The sequence below is a fragment of the Phycisphaerae bacterium genome, assembly GCA_035275405.1.
Lineage (GTDB): Bacteria > Planctomycetota > Phycisphaerae > UBA1845 > UTPLA1 > DATEMU01.
Map to the genome: position 1 here is coordinate 1 of DATEMU010000017.1, position 18,103 is coordinate 18,103.

Sequence of the window (18,103 nt, forward strand, 5' to 3'; positions counted from 1 at the left end):
TGCGCGGCGGGTATCTGCTCAAACGTCTTCCAGGACGCGGACAGCGACGGCGTGTGCAACGTCAACGACGAATGTCCCGGTACGCCTCCCGGCGAGGAGCCAGACGCCGACGGCTGCTCGTGCAGCCAGCGTGATCCGGACAACGACGGCGTAGATGACTGCGACGACGACTGCGCGAACACGCCGGCCGGGCAGCCGGTCAATGCTCAAGGCTGCGCGTGCAGTCAGGTGAACTGCGACGACGGCGAGTCATGCACGCTCGATACCTGCCAGGCGGGCGTCTGCTCGAATGTCTTCCAGGATGCCGACAGTGACGGCGTTTGTGACACCATCGACCGGTGTCCTGGATTCGACGACAACCTGGATACAGACGGCGATGGCTTCCCCAATGGGTGCGACGAGTGTCCGACGGAAAACTCCTCCGCCGTGGACTTCGACGAAGACGGTTGCCTGGATGGGACATTCAATCTGGATATTCGGCCCAACCAGTGCCCGAACTCCCTGACCGCCTCGAGCAGCGGTTTGATGCCCGCCGCGCTGCTCGGCATGTCCGGGTTCGATGTCCGCCAGGTGGACGTCGCGACGCTCCGGCTGACGCGCGCCGACATCGTCTCGGGCGAAGTCGCCCCGCATAACGGACAAGCCAGTGTCGGCGACGCCGGCGCTCCGACTTCCCAGACGCTCTGCGCCTGCAATGATACGAACGCCGATGGAATCGACGATCTTGATGTGCGGTTCAGGCTGGACGACACAATCGCCGCCCTTCAGTTGGCCGGAATCCCCGACTACACGGAGGTCCCGCTCAAGCTGAAAGGACAATTCCTCAACGGGACGCCCTTTGCGGCCATCGATTGCGTGACGATTCTCCCGCCGACGACCGAACCGTAGAACGCAGGCGAAAAAGCCCCCGTCGCCACTGGCCTGCGCCAAGATAGGCCCTTAGCCTGTGCGTTACCATGCTCAGGCCCTATCTCGAACTCCCGCGGGCGATCTACATCCTCTGCCTCGGCACGCTCATCAATCGCGCGGGCACCTTTCTCATTTCGTTCCTCACCTTTTATCTGAAGGAGTCGCTGGGCTTCGATACCGACTTCGCCACTTTCGCGATGGGCGTGTTCGGATTCGGATCGATCGCCGCCGCGCTCACCAGCGGGCATCTCGCCGATCGCATCGGTCGGCGAACGGTCATGGTCGGCAGCCTGCTGGGGGCCTCGGCCATCCTGATGTTCTTCGGTCGCCTGACGTCGCCCTGGGCGATTATCACGGCGATCTTTCTTTTTGCTTTCATCAGCGACATGTACCGCCCCGCGGCCGCGGCCATGATCGCCGACATCGTCGAACCGGTCCGGCGGCCCGCCGCCTACGGGCTGATGTATGTGACCGTCAACCTCGGCATGGCTATCTCTCCCCTCGTCGGCGGATACATCGCCGAATACTCCTATCAATGGCTCTTTTACGGCGATGCCCTGACCAGTTCGGCCTACGCGGCCATTCTCTTCATGGCCATCCGCGAAACGCTGCCGAAGCGCAGCGCCGCTGCGGCTGCCGGGGAACCCTCGCACCACGAATCCCCGGGCGAGCACCTCTCCATCGGCGCCACGGCCCTGCGCATCCTCCGCGATCGCCCCTTTGTGATCTTCTGCCTGGCGACGCACCTGATCGGCATCACCTACATGCAGTCCCACACGACGCTGCCGTTGCACCTGGGCTCGCTCGGATTTGGACCCAGAGCTTACGGCCAGATCGTCTCGGTCAACGCCGCGCTGATCGTCTTGGTGCAACTGCCCTTTACGACCTATTTGCTTCGCTTCCGCCGGGAGGCGGTCCTCGTCGTCAGCGCTGTCATCACCGCCGTCGGCTTCGGCCTTACCGGTCTCGCTGTCACGGGGTGGCAATTTGTATTCACGGTCGTGGTCTGGACGATTGGCGAGATGATGCAGTCCCCCTACATGCAGACGACGGTCGCCGACCTGGCCCCCAAGTCGCTGCGCGGCACCTACATGGGCGTCTTCACGATGTCCTTCGCCAGCGCGCTCATGGTCGGCTCACCGGTCGGCGGGCAAATCCTCAAGCACCTGGGCTCCGGCGCGTTATGGACCGCGTGTTTGCTCTTCGGATTGACAGGCGCGGCGCTGTACCACTCCATCCGCCACGACATCCGCGCCCCGCGCGAAGCGCCGATCGAATAATCAAATGACGTTATTTCACATTCTTAAGACGGAATTAAGGCGATTACCTGAGTTTTATCGTCGTGGATGCCGCGCGCGTTACTGGCGGCCGCGGATAAAATCTTTCAGGAGATATGCCATGAAAACGCCAGACTTTTCTCACGTCCGAACCGCCGCTGTATTTTTCACCGTCCCGTTGCTCCTCATCGGCTGCGCGAAACCGCGAACCTCCGACGGAATCGCGCTCGCCGAGCAGCCCGATGCCGTCATTATCCTTCGCGGCGTCGCCGGTGAAGTGTTCTCCAAGGGCATGGACGAACTCGCCGCGCGGCTTCAGCGCGAGGGCCATCCCACCATCGTCACCTCCTATGCGAACTGGATGACGCTGGCCAGCGCTCGCGACGACAATGAACTTCCGTGCAAGGCGATCATCGGGCACTCGGCGGGCGCCGACCACGCCATCGAAATCGCCCGCGCGCTCAATCGCCGCGGCATTGACGTCGATTACCTGTTCCTCTTCGACCCCCGGTTTCCGCTGACGATCCCCCCCAACGTGCGCCAATGCTACAACTTCATGTCTCCGGTGCCGGTTGGTAACAGTGTTCCGGTCCTGCCCGATCTCGGTAACACCCGCACGGTCATTCACAATGATGTCAAATGGAATCTCGGCCATCTGGACATTGACGACAATCTGGCTCTCCAGAACTTCATCGCCTCCAGGCTCCGGGATCTACCCGATCGCGACGGCGAGTATGGGCCTCGGGTTCGAGTCGTTAGTCACGATTAACCAGGGACAAGCCGGCGCGCCGAATGAGCTTGCAGCACTACGGAAGCTCAATCAGCCAGACGTCGGCTTCCATCCTGTGCCGCGTGTAGTAGATCGCGGAGTCGTCACGGGGCAGACTCATGCCGTTCGTATCCAACCGGTCGGGTGCAATCGACAGGAGCGTCCGGGGGGCTCCGCCGTCGATCTCGACCAGCATTAACTCGTCGTTCCTTAAGAAAACGAGTCGCCGCCCATCGCTTAAGAATTTGGGAAACTCGCCCTTCTCCGCGATCCGCCGGAGCGATTTGGTTTCGATCGTATAGACGCCGATGCCCTCGTTCGAGCCGCTCTCCGTGTCGTAGATGCTGCCGGCGAAGGATTTGCCATCGGGCGACCAGGACGACGCCGTCATTGCGTTCGGCGGTTCCATCGTGGAAATGACCTGCGCCGACTGTTCCGCCCACGGTCGATTCGGATCCATGATCACAATTCGATCGTCGTTCGAGAAGAACAGGCGTTTCCCGTCAGGGCTCCACTGGGGGAACGCGACGGATCGCCCGGTCGTGTGGCTGAGCTGCGTCGGGTTGCTGCCGTCCGGATTCGCAGTCCAAATCTCGTACCGTCCGCTGCGATCCGAGTAGAACGCCAGGCGCTTCCCGTCAGGTGACCAGGAGGGCCCGCGATCCTTGTAGGCATCGCTGGTCAACTGCCGCCGCTCGCTCCCGTCGCTCCGCAGCAGGATGAGATTGTCCGCGGAGACGCAGGCGATCCATTCTCCGTCCGGCGAAACGTCGGGATAAGACAGGATTCCGGTAAATCGCGAAACCGTCTCCGGCGCGCCGACGACGGCTCCTTCTTTGGGGTTGAGGCCCACTCGCTCAATATTCGCGGTCAACGTCACAGACGTCAGGGCCATCTGCCGGCCGTCGGAAGTCAGGCTGGGCTGGGCGAAAATGGTCACGCCCGACGTGACGGGCTCGCAGTCCCCTTGTGGCCGGCCCGTTTGTTCGTCAACGGCCCTTCGCCAGATGTTCATGCTTCCCCCGCGGTCGCTGCAAAAATAGATGAACCGACCGTCCGGCGACCAGACCGGACACCAATCCGTCGCGGGATCGTCCATCAAGGCCACGGGTTCGCCGCCGGAACTTGGAATGCTGTAAATGTCCCGCTGCCCGCCCTTTTTCCAGACCGACCAATAGACGATTCGCAGACCGTGTGGAGACCAGCACGGTTGAACGGCGTCGGTCTCGGTGAGTTTCTTTTTCTCGCCGCTGGAAACATCCACGGACCAGAGCAAACTGGTTGAATTTCTCGAAAGCGGGTCGAAGACGCCCTCCGTCGCAAAGGCGACATGCCGACCATCAGCCGACCACTTGGGATCGAAGCCGAAGTCCGTCAGCCGGCGGGGCGATTCGCCGGTCGCCCCCATCACGAACAACCCTCCACTGTCACGTTCGGAGCGAAAGACGATGCGCGTCCCATCCGGGGAGAATGCGGGCTGCGTGTCGTCCTTGGCGCAGTCCCGGGTGAGATTGAGCGGATTCAACCCGCCAACGCGGAGCGCGAAGATGTCCAGATCGTCGCCGTCAAAGGCGACGTAAACCACCATCTTTCCGTCGGGAGAGAGGGCCGGGTGAGACTCAATGCCTTGTTGGTCCGTGAGTTTCACGAAGTTGCCTGCCAGGGCGCCGGAGCCTCGCGGTCTCGACCGACCGCCCCATTGCCAACCCGCATAGGCCGCGAGAGCAATGGTGGCGGCAAGGGCCGCGATGGCGGCGGCGCGGCGCCCGAACCCCCGGGAGGAAGTCGCCGCGACGTTGATGGCGGTCGTCGACCACTCCCGGTTCGTGACGGACGCTTCGAGCTCCAGCACGGCGTCGCCGATGTCGCGCAAGCGCCGCCTGGGGTTCTTTTCCAATGCGTGCTTCAACAGCTCCCGGACGCGCGGCGGTACCTTCGGTGGCAATGTCGAAAAATCCGGATCACGCTCCAATATCCGTGCAATGATGTCGCTGCTCGACTCGCCGTCAAAAAGCCGACCGCCCGTGAGCATCTCGTAGAGAACACACCCAAACGACCAGATGTCGGTGCGCTTGTCGAGCGACTTGCCGCGGGCCTGTTCAGGCGACATGTACGGCGCCGTGCCCAGGACGACACCCGGCCGCGTGTAATTCGCCGTGATCGTCGGCGAATCGGCCACGCTCGAACCGCCGGATTCTTCCGCGAGGGCTTTGGCCAGACCGAAGTCCAGTACTTTGACCTTGCCCTCCGGCGTGATTTTGATATTCGCTGGCTTGAGGTCGCGGTGGATGACGCCTTTTTCATGCGCTGCCTCGAGGGCCTCGGCAATCTTGACGCCGACATCCAGCCCTTCATCCACGGGCAGCGGTCCCGACGTGAGTCGTTGCGCGAGCGTGGGACCGTCGACAAACTCCATGATAAGCAGGTGCCGGCCGTCGAGGTGTTCGAAACCGTGAATCGCTGCAATGTTCGGATGGCTCAGCGACGCCAGGAGCCGCGCCTCGCGCTCAAACCGCAGAAGCCGCTCCTTGTCGCCGGCCATCGCCTCCGGCAGCACCTTGATCGCCACGTCGCGGTCCAGCCGCGTGTCCTTCGCGCGCCAGACCTCGCCCATCCCGCCGGCGCCGAGGGGTGCGACGATTTCATAGGGGCCGAGCTTCGCGCCGGTTGAAAAGCTCATGGTTTCTTTAGCTCCGCCGGCCAGTTGGTCACGAGATTAATCGGAGCCGAACCTGTGGTAGTGCTGTTGTTGACGACAAACCACTGTCCGTCGGCTGACACGTCGAAAGGCTCGCCTCCCGCGGGTGAGTTCGTAGTGAACAACGCCGTCGCGCTGCCGATTTCAATACTTTCGCCCTCCCCGTTGACCTCGATCGCCATGAGCTTCCTGTCCGCGGCAATATAGAACACTTCCTTCCCATCGAACCGCCATGCCGGATTGGCGCCGCCCGCCGACGACAGTTGCCATTTACCGGCGCGCGCCGGCTTTCCCGCGGGAGCACTGCTCGTGCCAGGCGGCTGGAATGGGGCGACATAGACCTCATTGCGACCGGACTCATCCGATGTATAAGCGACCCATCGGCCGTCGGGTGAAAACCGGGCGTCGTCCTCCTCAAACGGCGTCTTCAGGAAAACGAAAGGCTCGCGCTTACCGGTCAGCGGCAAGACCCAGATGTCGCAGGGCTTGCCGCCGATGTATCGCCCGAGCGAGAAGAGGAGGTAGTTGCCGTCCCGGGACCAATCGGACGGCCACTTTTCGTCCTTTGATTTATACAACTCCTCGGCCTCGCCGCCTTCGGATGGCCGCCGAATGAGCATGGGGGCAACGTCCCTCCTGGCCAGGAAGATGTTGCCGTACGCGATGCTGCGTCCGTCCGGCGACCAACACGGAGTCAAGTTTGACCCGCCGGTCTCGAAGGAAAGTCGCGTCTTCACGCCGCGGGAGATCTCGTAAACCCAGACATCCGTCGTGGGCCCGACGTGCGAAGTCGCGACCCGCTTGCCATCCGGCGCGATCCGCACCGACGCGAATTCGCCAGGCTCGCCCACGCGGCCCAGTTCCTTGCCGGATCGGTCCAGGCGCACCAGGTTCTGTCCTCCACCGGCTTGGCCGGAATGAAACGCCAGGATGCCGTTCTGCGAACTTGAATACGTTCCGCGCCAGACCGATGAGTCGTTGGTGACGCCCGCCGCGATGACGGCAGGCTCGCCCACAATCCGGCCGGTCGCCGCGTCGAAGGGCGCCGCCAACAGCGAGTTCTCCCGCAGGAAGAGCAGCCGATTCGACGCGATTTCGGCGTTGGAACTCGTGTTCAAGACAAGCTGAGGTTCTCCGCCGTCCAAAGAAAAATAAAGCAGCGCGTTGTCCTGCGTTTCGGCCGCGCCATGGGCAATGGCCAGGTACACAAAGTGCCGGCCGTCCGGACAGAACGATGGCCACCGATGGCTGGTGTGTTTGGTTTCGTCGACGCGAGTTACAGCCTCCGGGGAACCGCCCGTGGCCGGTACCCGGCAGATCGGACTTCGAAAGTCCGGCGCAAACAGAATGATGCCGTCGCGGCTCCATGTACCACCGCGGCCAGCCGGGGCATTGCACAGGGTCATCGGCGGTCCGCCGGTCATGTCCACTTTCCGCATCTTCTCGGGAACAAAGAACGCGATCGAGCGGCTGTCCGCCGACCAGAAGGGGAAGGACGCCTCCTCGGTTCCAGGTAATGCCCGCGCCGTAGCGACGGCGAGCGGGCGCACCCAGAGCCTGATCACTCCATCCCCGCCTGCGGCTGTGAAGGCCAGTGTCGTTCCATCCGGCGATATGACCGACGGTCCGGCCTGATCGCCGACGGTGATAAAACTCGCACCCTCCGGTGGCGGGATGAACGAGCGAATGACGACCGGTTCGCTTTCACCACGTCGAAAGGCAAGCACGGCCAGCCCCAGGCACACGGCCAGCAGCACGAGCGTGCTCGCCAACCAGAGGCGATGACTCCGCCTCCGCGCCGCGATCAGCGGCGCCGGCAGCCCGGCCTGCGACCCGCCTTCGGCAATCCAGCGCAGGTGCAAAAGCACGTCGTGCGCCGTCTGGATTCGGTCGTCTGCGTCCTTCGCCAGGCACATTTTCACCAGTTGATCCAGGGCCGGCGGGGTCATGGGCTGGACCTGGGAGATCGGCGCCGGCTGCAAAGACATGATCGAAGAGATCAGGCTTGCCTGGCTCTTGCCTTCAAACGCCCGCTTGCCTGTGGCCATTTCATAAAGTACCGCGCCGAACGCGAACAAATCTGTCCGTGCATCTGCCTCGCGGCCCTCCAACTGCTCGGGGGCCATGTATTGAAACGTGCCGAGCAGCGTCCCGGCGCTGGTCAGCGGCTTCGTCACGGTCAGGCCGGACGTGTCCCCTTCGAGGACCGAGGCGGACTTGGCCAATCCGAAGTCCAAAAGCTTGGCCCCGGTCTTGGTGAGCATGATGTTGCCGGGCTTGAGATCGCGATGAACGACGCCGCTACGATGGGCCCGCTCCAGCGCTGAGGCGATTTCAGAGCCAATCTTGAGCGTCTGCTCCAGCGGTAGCGGCCCCTTCTCGAGCCGCCGGGCCAGCGTTTCGCCTTCGAGCAACTCCATCACCAAATAGTCGATGCCGTCCTGATGGCCGATGTCATGGAGCGTGCAAATGTGCGGATGCGTTAGCTGCGAAATCGCCCTCGCCTCCCGATCGAAGCGCTCTTTCACTTCCGGGCTGTCCGACAGATGCGACGGCAAGACCTTGATCGCCACATCGCGATTGAGTCGAGTGTCCTTTGCGCGGTACACCTCGCCCATCCCCCCCGCGCCGAGGGGTGACTCGATTCGGTAAGGGCCAAGCTGTGCGCCGGGCGAAAGTGACATCATTCCTTACCTACCCGCATTTTGGATTGGAGTTCTTCGAACCAGTTCACGACGACCGTCGGCTGCTGCGATTGCTCGTTCACGTCACCTGCCGTACGGAGGAACAGGAAGCGGTTTCCGTCGGGAGCGACATCCGCGGGTCCGCCGAAGGTGCTCCCGTTGACCTCAAAAAGCAGCCGGGGATTCTGGGCGCGGAGCGTGTCATCCTGAACCGAAACGGACACGGACATGATTTTCTCGTCATAGCGGTAGAAGATTTCAGTTCCATCGGGAGACCACTTCGGAGAAAAAGACCGTCCCGTTGATAGCTTCACCTTGGCCCCCGGTCGAAGGAAGGGGCGAACGTAGATTTCAAATTCCCCCGACTCGTTGGAGACATAGGCGATCCATTTCCCATCGGGAGACAGTGTCGGCCCCAACTCCGTAAAAGTCGTGGCCAGAAACACCTCCGGCTTTCGCTCCTCGCCGTCCAGCCGGACGTACATGATGTCGGTGTCGGTCTTGGGGTTGAACTCACTGAACACCAGGATCGACCCATCCGGCGAGAACGAATTCGGAATCTGGCGATTGTCGCTGGTGGTGAGGCGTTCAGCGTCCCCGGTGCCATCGGCCGGCTGGCGAAAGAGATTCATATTGGACGACCCGCGCTCGGAAGCAAAGACGATCCATTTCCCATCCGGGCTCCACAGGGGAAATCGATCCGTCGCCTCGTCGACCGTCAAGCGCATGAAGCTGTCCCGCTCGATCTCCAGAATCCAGATATCCGCATTGGAGCTCTCGAGAATCTCCGCCGCGAGACGGGTCGCGTCCGGCGCGAGCCGTACGGTGCCGAAATCCCGCTTCTGCTGAGAGATGGGCGTTTCCTTTCCCTCCCGATCGATCCAGATCGGCAGGTCTTCGGCCCCGCGTACTGAACCGGGAAGATAGTAGAAAGTCCCGGTTTGCGAAAAAGCGAATTGATAGCTGCCCATGGGCGGGAATCCGGAAACTCCCTCCAGCACCGGTATGGGCGATCCGGTTGCTTCCAATTTCTCGGCGTCGAAGGGGAGGGCCATCAGGGTCCCCGATCGGCCGAAGACGATATGACCGGTGGGGACGTACCGGGCGAACGTGCCTCCCTCGACAATGACTTTCTGTTCAAGAGTATCAAGACGGAGCGCGACGATTTTGGCGGCGGTGTAGTCATCGTTCTTGGCCGTTGCCGTGTACAACGCGGACTTGCCGTCCGGAAGAAGCTGCGGCCAGCGATGAGACGGCGACCCTTGACCTCTTCCGGCGTCGGTGAGCTTGAGAGGCTCGCCTCCCGCAGCGGGAACCCGCCAGATGCCCGAGTTCCGGTCCGGCGCGAAGACAATGGTCCCGTCCGCGCACCAGCTTCCTCCGCGAAATTCCACAGCGTCGCAAATCGTCGTGGCGGGGCCGCCCAGGACCGAAATCCTTCGCAGCTTGCCCTTTTGGGCGAACGCAATCCATTCGCCGTCCGGCGAAAAGAATGGGCTAACGGCGTCCTCCGTGTTCGCCAGCGGCGTGGCCTCCAGTTGATGGAGGAGACGCAAATACAAGCGCCGCCCCGATTCGTTGCGGCCTACAAAGACGATCTTCGTCCCGTCGGGTGAAATATCCATCATCGGCCAGCGCGACCCCGCCAAGGCCTGGGATTCGGGAATGGCCAGGGAATAGCGCATGACCGGCGGAGTCTTCGGTCGTGTTGTGAACCACAAGGCGCCCAGCGCAGCGATCAGAACAGTACAGAGCGCCCAGGGAAGGCCACGCCGCCACGCACGCCGTCTACCGGACGCGACGGCGGCGGAGAGCGCGGCGTCACCGAGCCGGAGCATGGAGGAGGTCGGATCGGCCAGGACGTTCTCCAGCTCGATCCGCGCATCGCCGATGTCACGAAGTCTCTTGTTCCGGTCTTTCGCCAGGCAACGGCGCAGGAGAAGCTGAATCGTCGGCGGCGTACTCGGAGGCAGCAGGGCCCATTCCGGCTCTTTGTGCAGGAGAGCCCCGATCGAGTCGGTCGCCGTCTCGCCCGCAAAAAGCCTCGCGCCCGACAGACATTCAAAGAGCACACATCCGAACGCCCAGATGTCCGTGCGCTTGTCGACGGATCGCCCCCGGGCCTGTTCGGGACTCATGTAGCCCGCGGTTCCGAGTATGACGCCCGGCCGGGTGAACTCGCCGGTGAGGGTCGGGGAGTGCGCCAGCTCCGTGGGCGAATGGGACGGGGCCGAGCTCCCGTCACCGAGCAGGGCCTTGGCCAAACCAAAATCGAGGACTTTTACGCTTCCGTCCGGCGCGAGCTTCACGTTGGCGGGTTTCAGGTCGCGGTGGACGATGCCTTTCTCGTGGGCCGCCTCAAGGGCCTCGGCGATCTTCCGGGCCGTGTCGAGCGCTTCTTCGATCGGAAGCGGTCCTCGCCCCAGCCGCTCGGCCAGCGTCTCGCCGTCGGCCAATTCCATCACCAAGAGGCGTTGGCCGTCCTGTTCCTCGAATCCGTAGATCGCGGCGATGTTGGGATGGCTCAGCGTCGCCAGCGTTCGCGCCTCGCGCTCGAAGCGGAGCAGCCGCTCCTTGTCGGTCGCTAACGCCTCCGGCAGCACCTTGATCGCCACGTCGCGTTCCAGCCGCGTATCTTTCGCGCGATAGACCTCGCCCATTCCGCCCGCGCCGAGCGGCGCGAGAACTTCATAGGGGCCGAGTTTTGTGCCGGTCACTAACGCCATTTATCGTGCTTCCTTCGGGGCCAGGGCCTTGAGTTCCTCGAACCAGTTGAGCACGACGTGGATGCCCGCGCCGCCTTGGGGAGATCGCTCGCGTATCATGACAAAGCGCTGCCCATCGGCGCTGACATCGTAACTGGCCAGCCCCGAGGAGCCGAGCCAGGAATTGCGCGTCTCGAAGAGCACATGCGGACGACCGGCGGTGAAGCTCGGGTTTGTCGAGACCTCCGCAGCCATCATCTTCCGCTCTGCGCGAAAGAACAGCTCTTTTCCGTCTCGTGACCAGACGGGATCGTACCCGCCATCCGTGGACACCTGGTGGCGCTCGTCGGCCTTGGGAAAGCTCTGCACATGGATCTCCCCTCGTCCAGACTCTTCCGAGACGAAGGCGATGTAGCGGCCGTCCGGCGAAAAGGCGGCCGCCCGTTCCACGTGCCGCGAGTTCAGCAGGGGCTTTACGCTGCGGTCCTGAATGTTCACCAAGTACACGTCTTCCGCGCCCGCCTGCATTCCACCGTCGACCAGGACCCATTGGCCGTCCGGAGAGATGGAGGAAACAAACCCGCGCGGTATAGAGGGCGGCGAAAGCGGTTCCACCTCTCCGGTTCCATTAACCGCCGTGGCCATCACGCCCCATTGGTTCGGTACCTGGAGCCGGCAAAAGAGCATCCGGGCGTCGTCGTGGGACCAGGCCAGCCCGTGGTTGTCGCCCTCGTGGGTGATCTTGGTGGTAACGCCGCTCTCTACGTCATGCATCCAGACGTTGCATTCCGGCGCCGGGGCGCGGAAGGCGATTCGCCGGCCGTCGTGCGAGAGTCGCGGCGAGTCAATCATGCGGGGGACTTGGAAGATGGGCTTCTCCACGCCGTTGCGGTCGACCCAGTTGAGCGCCCCGTTTTCCAACTGGCTGCTCTTGGGGATGTATGCCAGCGTGCCGTTCTCAGCAATGGCAAACAGCCGCACCTGGTAGCTCACCCGCGTCGCCATGTCCGAGACAACCGGCATCGGTGGACCCGTGGCCGCTCGACGTTTCGCATCGAATGGCAAAGCCATCAACGGACCGCTTTGCCCCTGCTGATAAAGGACATGTCCGGTGGATGAGTAGGTCGGCGTGAAGCCGTCTTCCGCGAGCTGGGTGAGGGTGCGCTCGCGGATGTCGAAAACTGCGACGTTGAAGGCGGACCCATTGCTCACGCCGCAGAGCAGCGCTTCACCGCCCGGCAGCGCCGACGGGGCGAAGACGAACTCGCCTTCCCCAAGACCCTTTACGTCGAGGGTTTCCACTTGGGCACTCATGGGGCTCACCCGCCCGAAGTGTTTCGTCGAACCGGCGAAGATGATGCCCCCATCCGGCATCCAGACCGCGCCCGAGTAACCGCCCCAGTTGATCTGCGCCATCTGTCTCACCGCGCCGCTGGCCAGCGTGATCGTCTTGATGCCGCCCACGGAGTAAAAGGCGACCCGTTCGCCATCCGGCGAGAAAGTGGGCATCCACCCCAGATCAGTGCCTGGCAGCGCCTTGGACTCGAACGAGTCGAAGGAGCGAAGGTGCAACCGCTCGCGAGCGTCGTCGCCGATCGCCCTGGACACCAGCTGCCGCCCATCCGGCGAAAGCGCGATGCCCTGAAATGCGTCGACCGGCATGCCGATGTCGGTCCATGCAAACCGGGTGACCGGCCGAGGCGCCGGGGGAGCGGCGCGGCTCAGCATCCACGCTGCCCCCGCAACCACCAGAGCGCCAAGGCAGAAGGACAGGGCGACGAGCCCTTTCTGGGATTTCGCCGGCGCCGACCCGGCGGGGCCAGATTGCTCTGTCTCCGCCGACTCCAGCTCCAGCCGGGCGTCGGCAATGTCGTGCAGACGAAGGTGCTTGTCCTTGGCGAGGCATCGCGTCAGCACGCGCCGCACATTCGGCGGCGTACTGGCCGGCAGGCGCGACAGGTCGGGCTCTTTGTGCAGGATCGCCCCCAGCGAATCCGCGACGGTCTCGCCCTGAAACGGCTGCGCCCCGGCGAGCATTTCGTAAAGCACGCACCCGAAGGAAAAGATGTCGGACCGCTTGTCCACTGGTTTGCCGCGGGCCTGCTCGGGCGACATATACCCCACCGTCCCCATGATCGCCCCGGGAATCGTGGGCGAGTGCATGACCGCGGGCGAGGTAGCGGTCGGAGAATCGGGACTGCCAAAGAAATTCGTCGATGAAGGCGTGCCGTCCGCCGAGCGCGCCAGGCCGAAGTCAAGAACTTTGACCTTGCCCTCGGACGTGATCATCACGTTTCCAGGCTTCAGGTCGCGATGGATAACGCCCTTTTCATGGGCCGCTTCCAGGGCCTCCGCGATCTGGACGGCGATCGATAGCGCTTCATCGACCGGCAAGGGACCGCGTTTCAAATGCGCGGCCAACGTCTCGCCGTCGACGTACTCCATCACCAGCAGCTTCTTCCCGCCGACCTCTTCCAGTGCATACACCGCCGCGATGCCCGGGTGGTTCAGCGAGGCAACAATCTTCGCCTCGCGCTCAAACCGCGAAAGCCGGTCAGCATCCATTGTCAGATGCGCCGGCAGCGCCTTGATCGCCACGTCCCGATCGAGCCGCGTGTCCCGAGCCAGCCAGACCTCGCCCATGCCCCCAGCGCCGAGGGGGGCCAGGATTTCGTAGGGACCGAATTGGGTTCCTTTAGCCAGGACCATGGGCGACTCTTATTATCCCTTTCACCAACTGACCACAGACAACCGAAAAGGGTGGGCTACTCCAGCAGTACCAACTCATCCCCGGTCCGCACCGCGCCCTCCACCAGCACCACTGCATACACTCCGGCGGTCCCCCCGTGCTCCTTGGCGACGCATCGCAGTACGTTGGGATTGGATTGCCCCGTATCGGGATCCAGCGTTATTAATTTGCAGCGGGGATCGCGGTCCAGCACCATGATCTCCAACTTGGCGCCGATCCGCAGCCTACGGCCGATCCACGCATCCTCGGAATACCCCTCGCCTTGCGCCAAGTCGATGTAGAAGTTGGCGCGGAAACGAAGCTTGTCCAGTTCCACGCCGACTTCTTCGCTCAATTGTCGCACCGACTGCATCGAAATCAACGAAACCGGGCGGCAATCGGTGAGGGCACGCTCGGACCGCATCAACGACAGGACCAGGCCCTCTTGTCCGCCATCGCGGAGATATTCGATCAGCCGCGGATCTTCGACGGCCAAGACCTCCCCCGAGGGTGTCACCACGTCGACACTCCAATCGGCGGGGGCCGCGTACAACGGAGTGACCCCCGGTCCGAGTGCCTCGGCCTCTGCCAAATTGGGTGGCATCGCCATCCGCTCACTGTGCCGATAGGTCGCCCGATAGCGCAGCATCTGTGACTGCTCTCGCGCCGTGAAATACGGAAATCCCCTGATGGCGGCGGAACTGTGAAGGGCATACGCACGATCGCCATACACGCCCGGAAAGCCCGCAAAGACCTCCCGAAGCTGCTCACCGCCCATGCTTTTCACGGGGTAGCGCCAGACGCTCTCCACTCGACCGAGCACTTTCATAGAAGCGGCTCCTTACCTCGTTCGCCTTGTCTTCTGAAACACTTCATTCACCAAGGCGCGTGTCCCACGCGCACCAAACCTCGCCCTTCCACCCCGCTCCGAGAGACGAGATTACTGCGTGGGAACCCAACTTCGTACCGGCGGCAAGGCTCATTGCTTCTCACGCTCCGCCGGCCCATCTATCTCGCGGCGATAGACGACGAAATTCCTCGCCACCTGGCCGCCCAGTTTCTCCGCGGTTCGACGCGACGGCCAGTTGTCATCCAATACGAGCGTGTAGCTGGCGCTCTTGTAGCCGCGATCGATCATCGCCAGATAGGATCGCGCGGCGAGCGCCAGGTTGATGCCCCGCCCGCGCCATGGCTTACGCACGCCGATGATGAGCAGCATCCCGTGATCAGTCTTGCCAAGTCTTCGCTGAAACTCGTCGGCGTCCGCCGCCGGGTCCTTACCCTTCATCGCATGGAACGCCTGATTGAGGTCGGGAGTCGCATAGACGTAGCCCACGATCTCCCCGCCCACCTCGGCGAAGCCCGTGAAGTCGGCGACCAGGAAATCTCTGAGGCCGACCGTCAGCCCCGATAGCTCTTCAACGGTGAATTGTGGGATGCCCCAATGCCGCGCGAAGCATTCGTTGTTGATCTCGCAGAATCGCGCCGTCTCTTGGTCCAGTCGTGCAAAGTTCCACGAGCGCAGCTCCACGCCCGCGCTGCCCGCTTTGTCGATCATCCGACGATATTCCGCGGCGAGGTCATCCGTGAAGGCGATCCGATACTCGACGAGGCTACGCTCCGTCGCAAAACCCGCATTCTTGATGATCGAGTGATAGCGCGGTGGATTCATCGCATGCAGAAAAGTCGGCACCGCATCGTACGCGTCGATTGTGAGCGGAAACTGCCAGCCGGGAAAAAAGCTCAGCCGTGCCGCCCGACAGCCGCGCTCGCGCAGCCAATCACAGGTCGCCCGCAGGACGGCGGTACCGGCCTCATCGTGCCCCGGTAGCGCCTCAAAGTACGCCAGATGGCCGATAGCCTCTTTCCAGTGGCGGTTAAACGACTCACTGACAACCGCCGCAACAGTGGCGAGAATTCTTCCCTTGGTGTCGAGAACCCAGAATGCCTCATACTGCGTCTGATCGGCACCGGGAAAACAACCAGAAAGTTGGGCGACAATGTGCTCCGAATCCGGCGGCACCCACTTCGACTGGTCCCTATACACTTCGCGGCCGAAATTCGCGAATCGTTCATGCTCGCCCTTCGTCCGCGGCGATTGAATCGTCATCACAGGGCTCCATGAAACTCCGACTGCGAATCGGCGGAACTAATCGGCCAAGAACAACCTTTTCCCGCGCGATGGAGCTCTCCGAACTCCCGCGCTGAATAGCGCGGGGACGTCGTACGGACCCAGATTTGCTCCAATCGCGAGTGTCATTCGAAATTCACCCGACCGGCTTCTTTCAGTCTGACAAAGTTTATCCTGAAATTTTGGCTTGCGTAAGACTCGTAACGGAAGAATCAGGCAGCGGGCGATCGTCAATGACCGCCGCTTGAAACTTGCAGGCCCACAATACCGACGACGATGACCGCAATGGAAGCGATCTTCATCGCGCTGGCCGGCTCTTTGAAATAGGCCATGCCCGCGATGGCGATGAGGGCCACCCCCGAGCCGGCCCAGATTGCGTAGGCTACGCCGATGTCCATCCGTTTCGTTGCCAATGCCAGAAAGAGGACGCTGAGCAGATACATGACGATCGTGGCGATCGTCGGCCCCAGCTTCGAAAAACCCTGCGACAGCTTCATCGCGACGGCCCAGCCGACCTCAAATAGCACTGCCAGAAACAACCAGAATGCGATCATGTCCTGTGGTCCAAGCCTATCCGCGCGCCGTCAATCGTCCACAAACCGCCCGACGCTGATCGTCCGTTTGCGGCTGTACTTCTTTCCCGATTTCAGCGCCGCATTGACGGTCACTTCGTATCGGCCCGGCTTGGCGTAGGTGTGCGTCGGCGACGCCTCGAACGACTCCTCATCGTCGCCGAAGAACCATTTTTGCTTGACGACCGGCGGCACGGCCGTCAGATCGAAGCGAATGGACAGGGGCTCGTCGGGGTCGGGAACGCTGATGCGAAGCTGAATCCACAGTCGTTCCTTTGCGACCGACTTGAAGTATTTCCACGGAATCTGCGGATCGATCCGCCGATGGGTGCCGCTGATCTCCTCTTCATCGACATACAGCCCCTGGTCGCGCAGCCATTGGATGCTCGCCTTGGTCTGGTCGCGCAGCACATCCGTCGTTCCATAGACCACTTTGATCGCCTGCCAGCGATCCAGCCGATCCGCCGGGACATCCATGAAACGCTCGTCGAAGGAGCCCTGCCGGATCATCAGCGCGCGGAAGACTTCCGGATGACGCAGACCCGTGTGCAGGATGGTGTATCCGCCGGCCGACCAGCCGGTCATGAAGACCTGCTCCTCGGCGATGCGATAGCGCCGTTTGAGCGTGGCGACAACCGAAAGAATGGTGCGTTCGTCTTCGCGTTGCAGGACGATCTGCTTTTCCGGCGGAGGCGGGAAATCGCCTTTGGTTCCGGCGAGTTTGGGCGCGGCGACGATGATCCCGTTGTTCTGAGCAAATCCCGCCCACTCACGCATCTGCAATTCTGGCGTGTCATACGGCCAGGTTCCGTGACAGACCACCACGAGTGGCCACGCCCGGCTCTCGCTATAGGTGCTGGGGACATAGAGCAAATAGGCCTGCCCGCCGGCCTCCTCGGTCATCTCCAGAACCGGGGCCTGTGTCGGAAGCGTTGACAAGGAGGGGCAGCCGCAGGTCGACAGCGCCAAGGCCAGAGCCATTGATCGGGCCACGCGTTCTCCGTGGCCGCGGAAAATATCCTGGGGCTGGGTGTTAACGAAAGACATCCCTCGATATCATGACCGGGAAGTCTGCGGCGTGCCACGGGCGGCTTGCTCCGGGGCCCTCGCAGTCCTATACTTTTCAGGCCAAACGGCTTTACCTCGGAGCGTTTCATCCCCCAAAGGCCGGTCGCCTCAAGCGGAGATTCATCATGCCAGCGAAACTCGACGGTCGTTCCATTCTGGTCGTGGACGACGATCCCGATGTCCTGACCACCGTCAAGATGGCCTTCGAGGCGGCGGGGGCCAAAGTGAACACGGCCAACGACGGTAACAAGGCCGTGGACATGGCCAAACGACTGGACCCCGATCTGATCGTCCTGGACATGATGATGCCCAGGCGCAGCGGATTCCTGGTCATGGAGTCGATCAAGCCCAACAAGGACTCCGGCACTCGACCCTTTGTCATCATGATCACGGCGAACGAAGGCAAGCGACACGAGCTGTATGCTCGACACCTCGGCGTCGATGAATACCTCAGCAAGCCCTTCAGCCTCGACCGGATGATGGAGAAGGCATGCGAACTATTGGGCGGCGAATTCATCGATCCGGAGATGCCGCGCTGACGACGCCCATCCGTAAATCGTTA

Annotated in this window: 12 protein-coding genes; 4 read left to right on the plus strand and 8 right to left on the minus strand. The window is 62.4% G+C overall.

What is annotated here, in order from left to right:
• The 3 genes from VJZ71_21280 to VJZ71_21290 all read left to right on the plus strand — a co-directional run.
• A partial coding sequence (locus tag VJZ71_21280; protein HKQ50617.1) for a hypothetical protein occupies nucleotides 1-888 on the plus strand: 888 nt, incomplete at its 5' end.
• A gap of 68 nt (nucleotides 889-956) precedes the next feature.
• Complete coding sequence (locus tag VJZ71_21285; protein ID HKQ50618.1) at nucleotides 957-2,189, plus strand: MFS transporter; 1,233 nt, start codon at nucleotides 957-959, stop codon at nucleotides 2,187-2,189.
• Nucleotides 2,190-2,307: 118 nt separating this feature from the next.
• A complete protein-coding gene (locus VJZ71_21290) occupies nucleotides 2,308-2,955 on the plus strand; it encodes a hypothetical protein (protein HKQ50619.1) in 648 nt (215 codons plus the stop codon).
• Between the two features lie 37 nt (nucleotides 2,956-2,992).
• On the opposite strand, the gene VJZ71_21295 is transcribed toward VJZ71_21290, so the two are convergent.
• From VJZ71_21295 to VJZ71_21330, 8 genes are all read right to left on the minus strand, one after another.
• Complete coding sequence (locus VJZ71_21295; GenBank protein ID HKQ50620.1) at nucleotides 2,993-5,635, minus strand: protein kinase; 2,643 nt, start codon at nucleotides 5,633-5,635, stop codon at nucleotides 2,993-2,995.
• Nucleotides 5,632-8,340 (minus strand): protein kinase, encoded by a 2,709-nt coding sequence (locus VJZ71_21300; GenBank protein HKQ50621.1) that lies wholly within the window; start codon nucleotides 8,338-8,340, stop codon nucleotides 5,632-5,634. The genes VJZ71_21295 and VJZ71_21300 overlap by 4 nt, the downstream gene beginning before the upstream one ends.
• Nucleotides 8,337-11,063 carry a protein kinase gene (locus VJZ71_21305; protein ID HKQ50622.1) on the minus strand — a complete coding sequence of 909 codons (2,727 nt, stop codon included), beginning with the start codon at nucleotides 11,061-11,063 and terminating at the stop codon, nucleotides 8,337-8,339. Before VJZ71_21305 ends, VJZ71_21300 begins: the two co-directional genes overlap by 4 nt.
• Nucleotides 11,064-13,751, minus strand: coding sequence for a protein kinase (locus VJZ71_21310; GenBank protein ID HKQ50623.1), 2,688 nt, complete (start codon nucleotides 13,749-13,751; stop codon nucleotides 11,064-11,066).
• Between the two features lie 56 nt (nucleotides 13,752-13,807).
• Entirely contained in the window at nucleotides 13,808-14,599 is a 792-nt protein-coding gene (locus VJZ71_21315) for an MOSC domain-containing protein (GenBank protein HKQ50624.1), read from the minus strand.
• A gap of 150 nt (nucleotides 14,600-14,749) precedes the next feature.
• Nucleotides 14,750-15,880: a GNAT family N-acetyltransferase gene (locus tag VJZ71_21320; protein HKQ50625.1), complete on the minus strand. Its 1,131-nt coding sequence runs from the start codon at nucleotides 15,878-15,880 to the stop codon at nucleotides 14,750-14,752.
• 251 nt (nucleotides 15,881-16,131) lie between these two features.
• Nucleotides 16,132-16,455 (minus strand): multidrug efflux SMR transporter, encoded by a 324-nt coding sequence (locus VJZ71_21325; protein HKQ50626.1) that lies wholly within the window; start codon nucleotides 16,453-16,455, stop codon nucleotides 16,132-16,134.
• A gap of 30 nt (nucleotides 16,456-16,485) precedes the next feature.
• The gene (locus VJZ71_21330; GenBank protein HKQ50627.1) at nucleotides 16,486-17,466 is read right to left on the minus strand and encodes a prolyl oligopeptidase family serine peptidase; all 981 of its coding nucleotides are present in this window, start codon (nucleotides 17,464-17,466) and stop codon (nucleotides 16,486-16,488) included.
• Between the two features lie 200 nt (nucleotides 17,467-17,666).
• Here VJZ71_21330 and VJZ71_21335 point away from each other — a divergent pair, with 200 nt between their 5' ends.
• Entirely contained in the window at nucleotides 17,667-18,080 is a 414-nt protein-coding gene (locus VJZ71_21335) for a response regulator transcription factor (GenBank protein ID HKQ50628.1), read from the plus strand.
• The last annotated feature ends 23 nt before the right edge of the window (nucleotides 18,081-18,103 follow it).

Bases quoted from the DNA above. Each gene is read 5' to 3' on its own strand.
- VJZ71_21285 (HKQ50618.1), top strand. From the start codon at position 957: ATGCTCAGGCCCTATCTCGAACTCCCGCGGGCGATCTACATCCTCTGC.
- VJZ71_21290 (HKQ50619.1), top strand. From the start codon at position 2,308: ATGAAAACGCCAGACTTTTCTCACGTCCGAACCGCCGCTGTATTTTTC.
- VJZ71_21295 (HKQ50620.1), bottom strand. From the start codon at position 5,635: ATGAGCTTTTCAACCGGCGCGAAGCTCGGCCCCTATGAAATCGTCGCA.
- VJZ71_21300 (HKQ50621.1), bottom strand. From the start codon at position 8,340: ATGATGTCACTTTCGCCCGGCGCACAGCTTGGCCCTTACCGAATCGAG.
- VJZ71_21305 (HKQ50622.1), bottom strand. From the start codon at position 11,063: ATGGCGTTAGTGACCGGCACAAAACTCGGCCCCTATGAAGTTCTCGCG.
- VJZ71_21310 (HKQ50623.1), bottom strand. From the start codon at position 13,751: ATGGTCCTGGCTAAAGGAACCCAATTCGGTCCCTACGAAATCCTGGCC.
- VJZ71_21315 (HKQ50624.1), bottom strand. From the start codon at position 14,599: ATGAAAGTGCTCGGTCGAGTGGAGAGCGTCTGGCGCTACCCCGTGAAA.
- VJZ71_21320 (HKQ50625.1), bottom strand. From the start codon at position 15,880: ATGACGATTCAATCGCCGCGGACGAAGGGCGAGCATGAACGATTCGCG.
- VJZ71_21325 (HKQ50626.1), bottom strand. From the start codon at position 16,455: ATGATCGCATTCTGGTTGTTTCTGGCAGTGCTATTTGAGGTCGGCTGG.
- VJZ71_21335 (HKQ50628.1), top strand. From the start codon at position 17,667: ATGCCAGCGAAACTCGACGGTCGTTCCATTCTGGTCGTGGACGACGAT.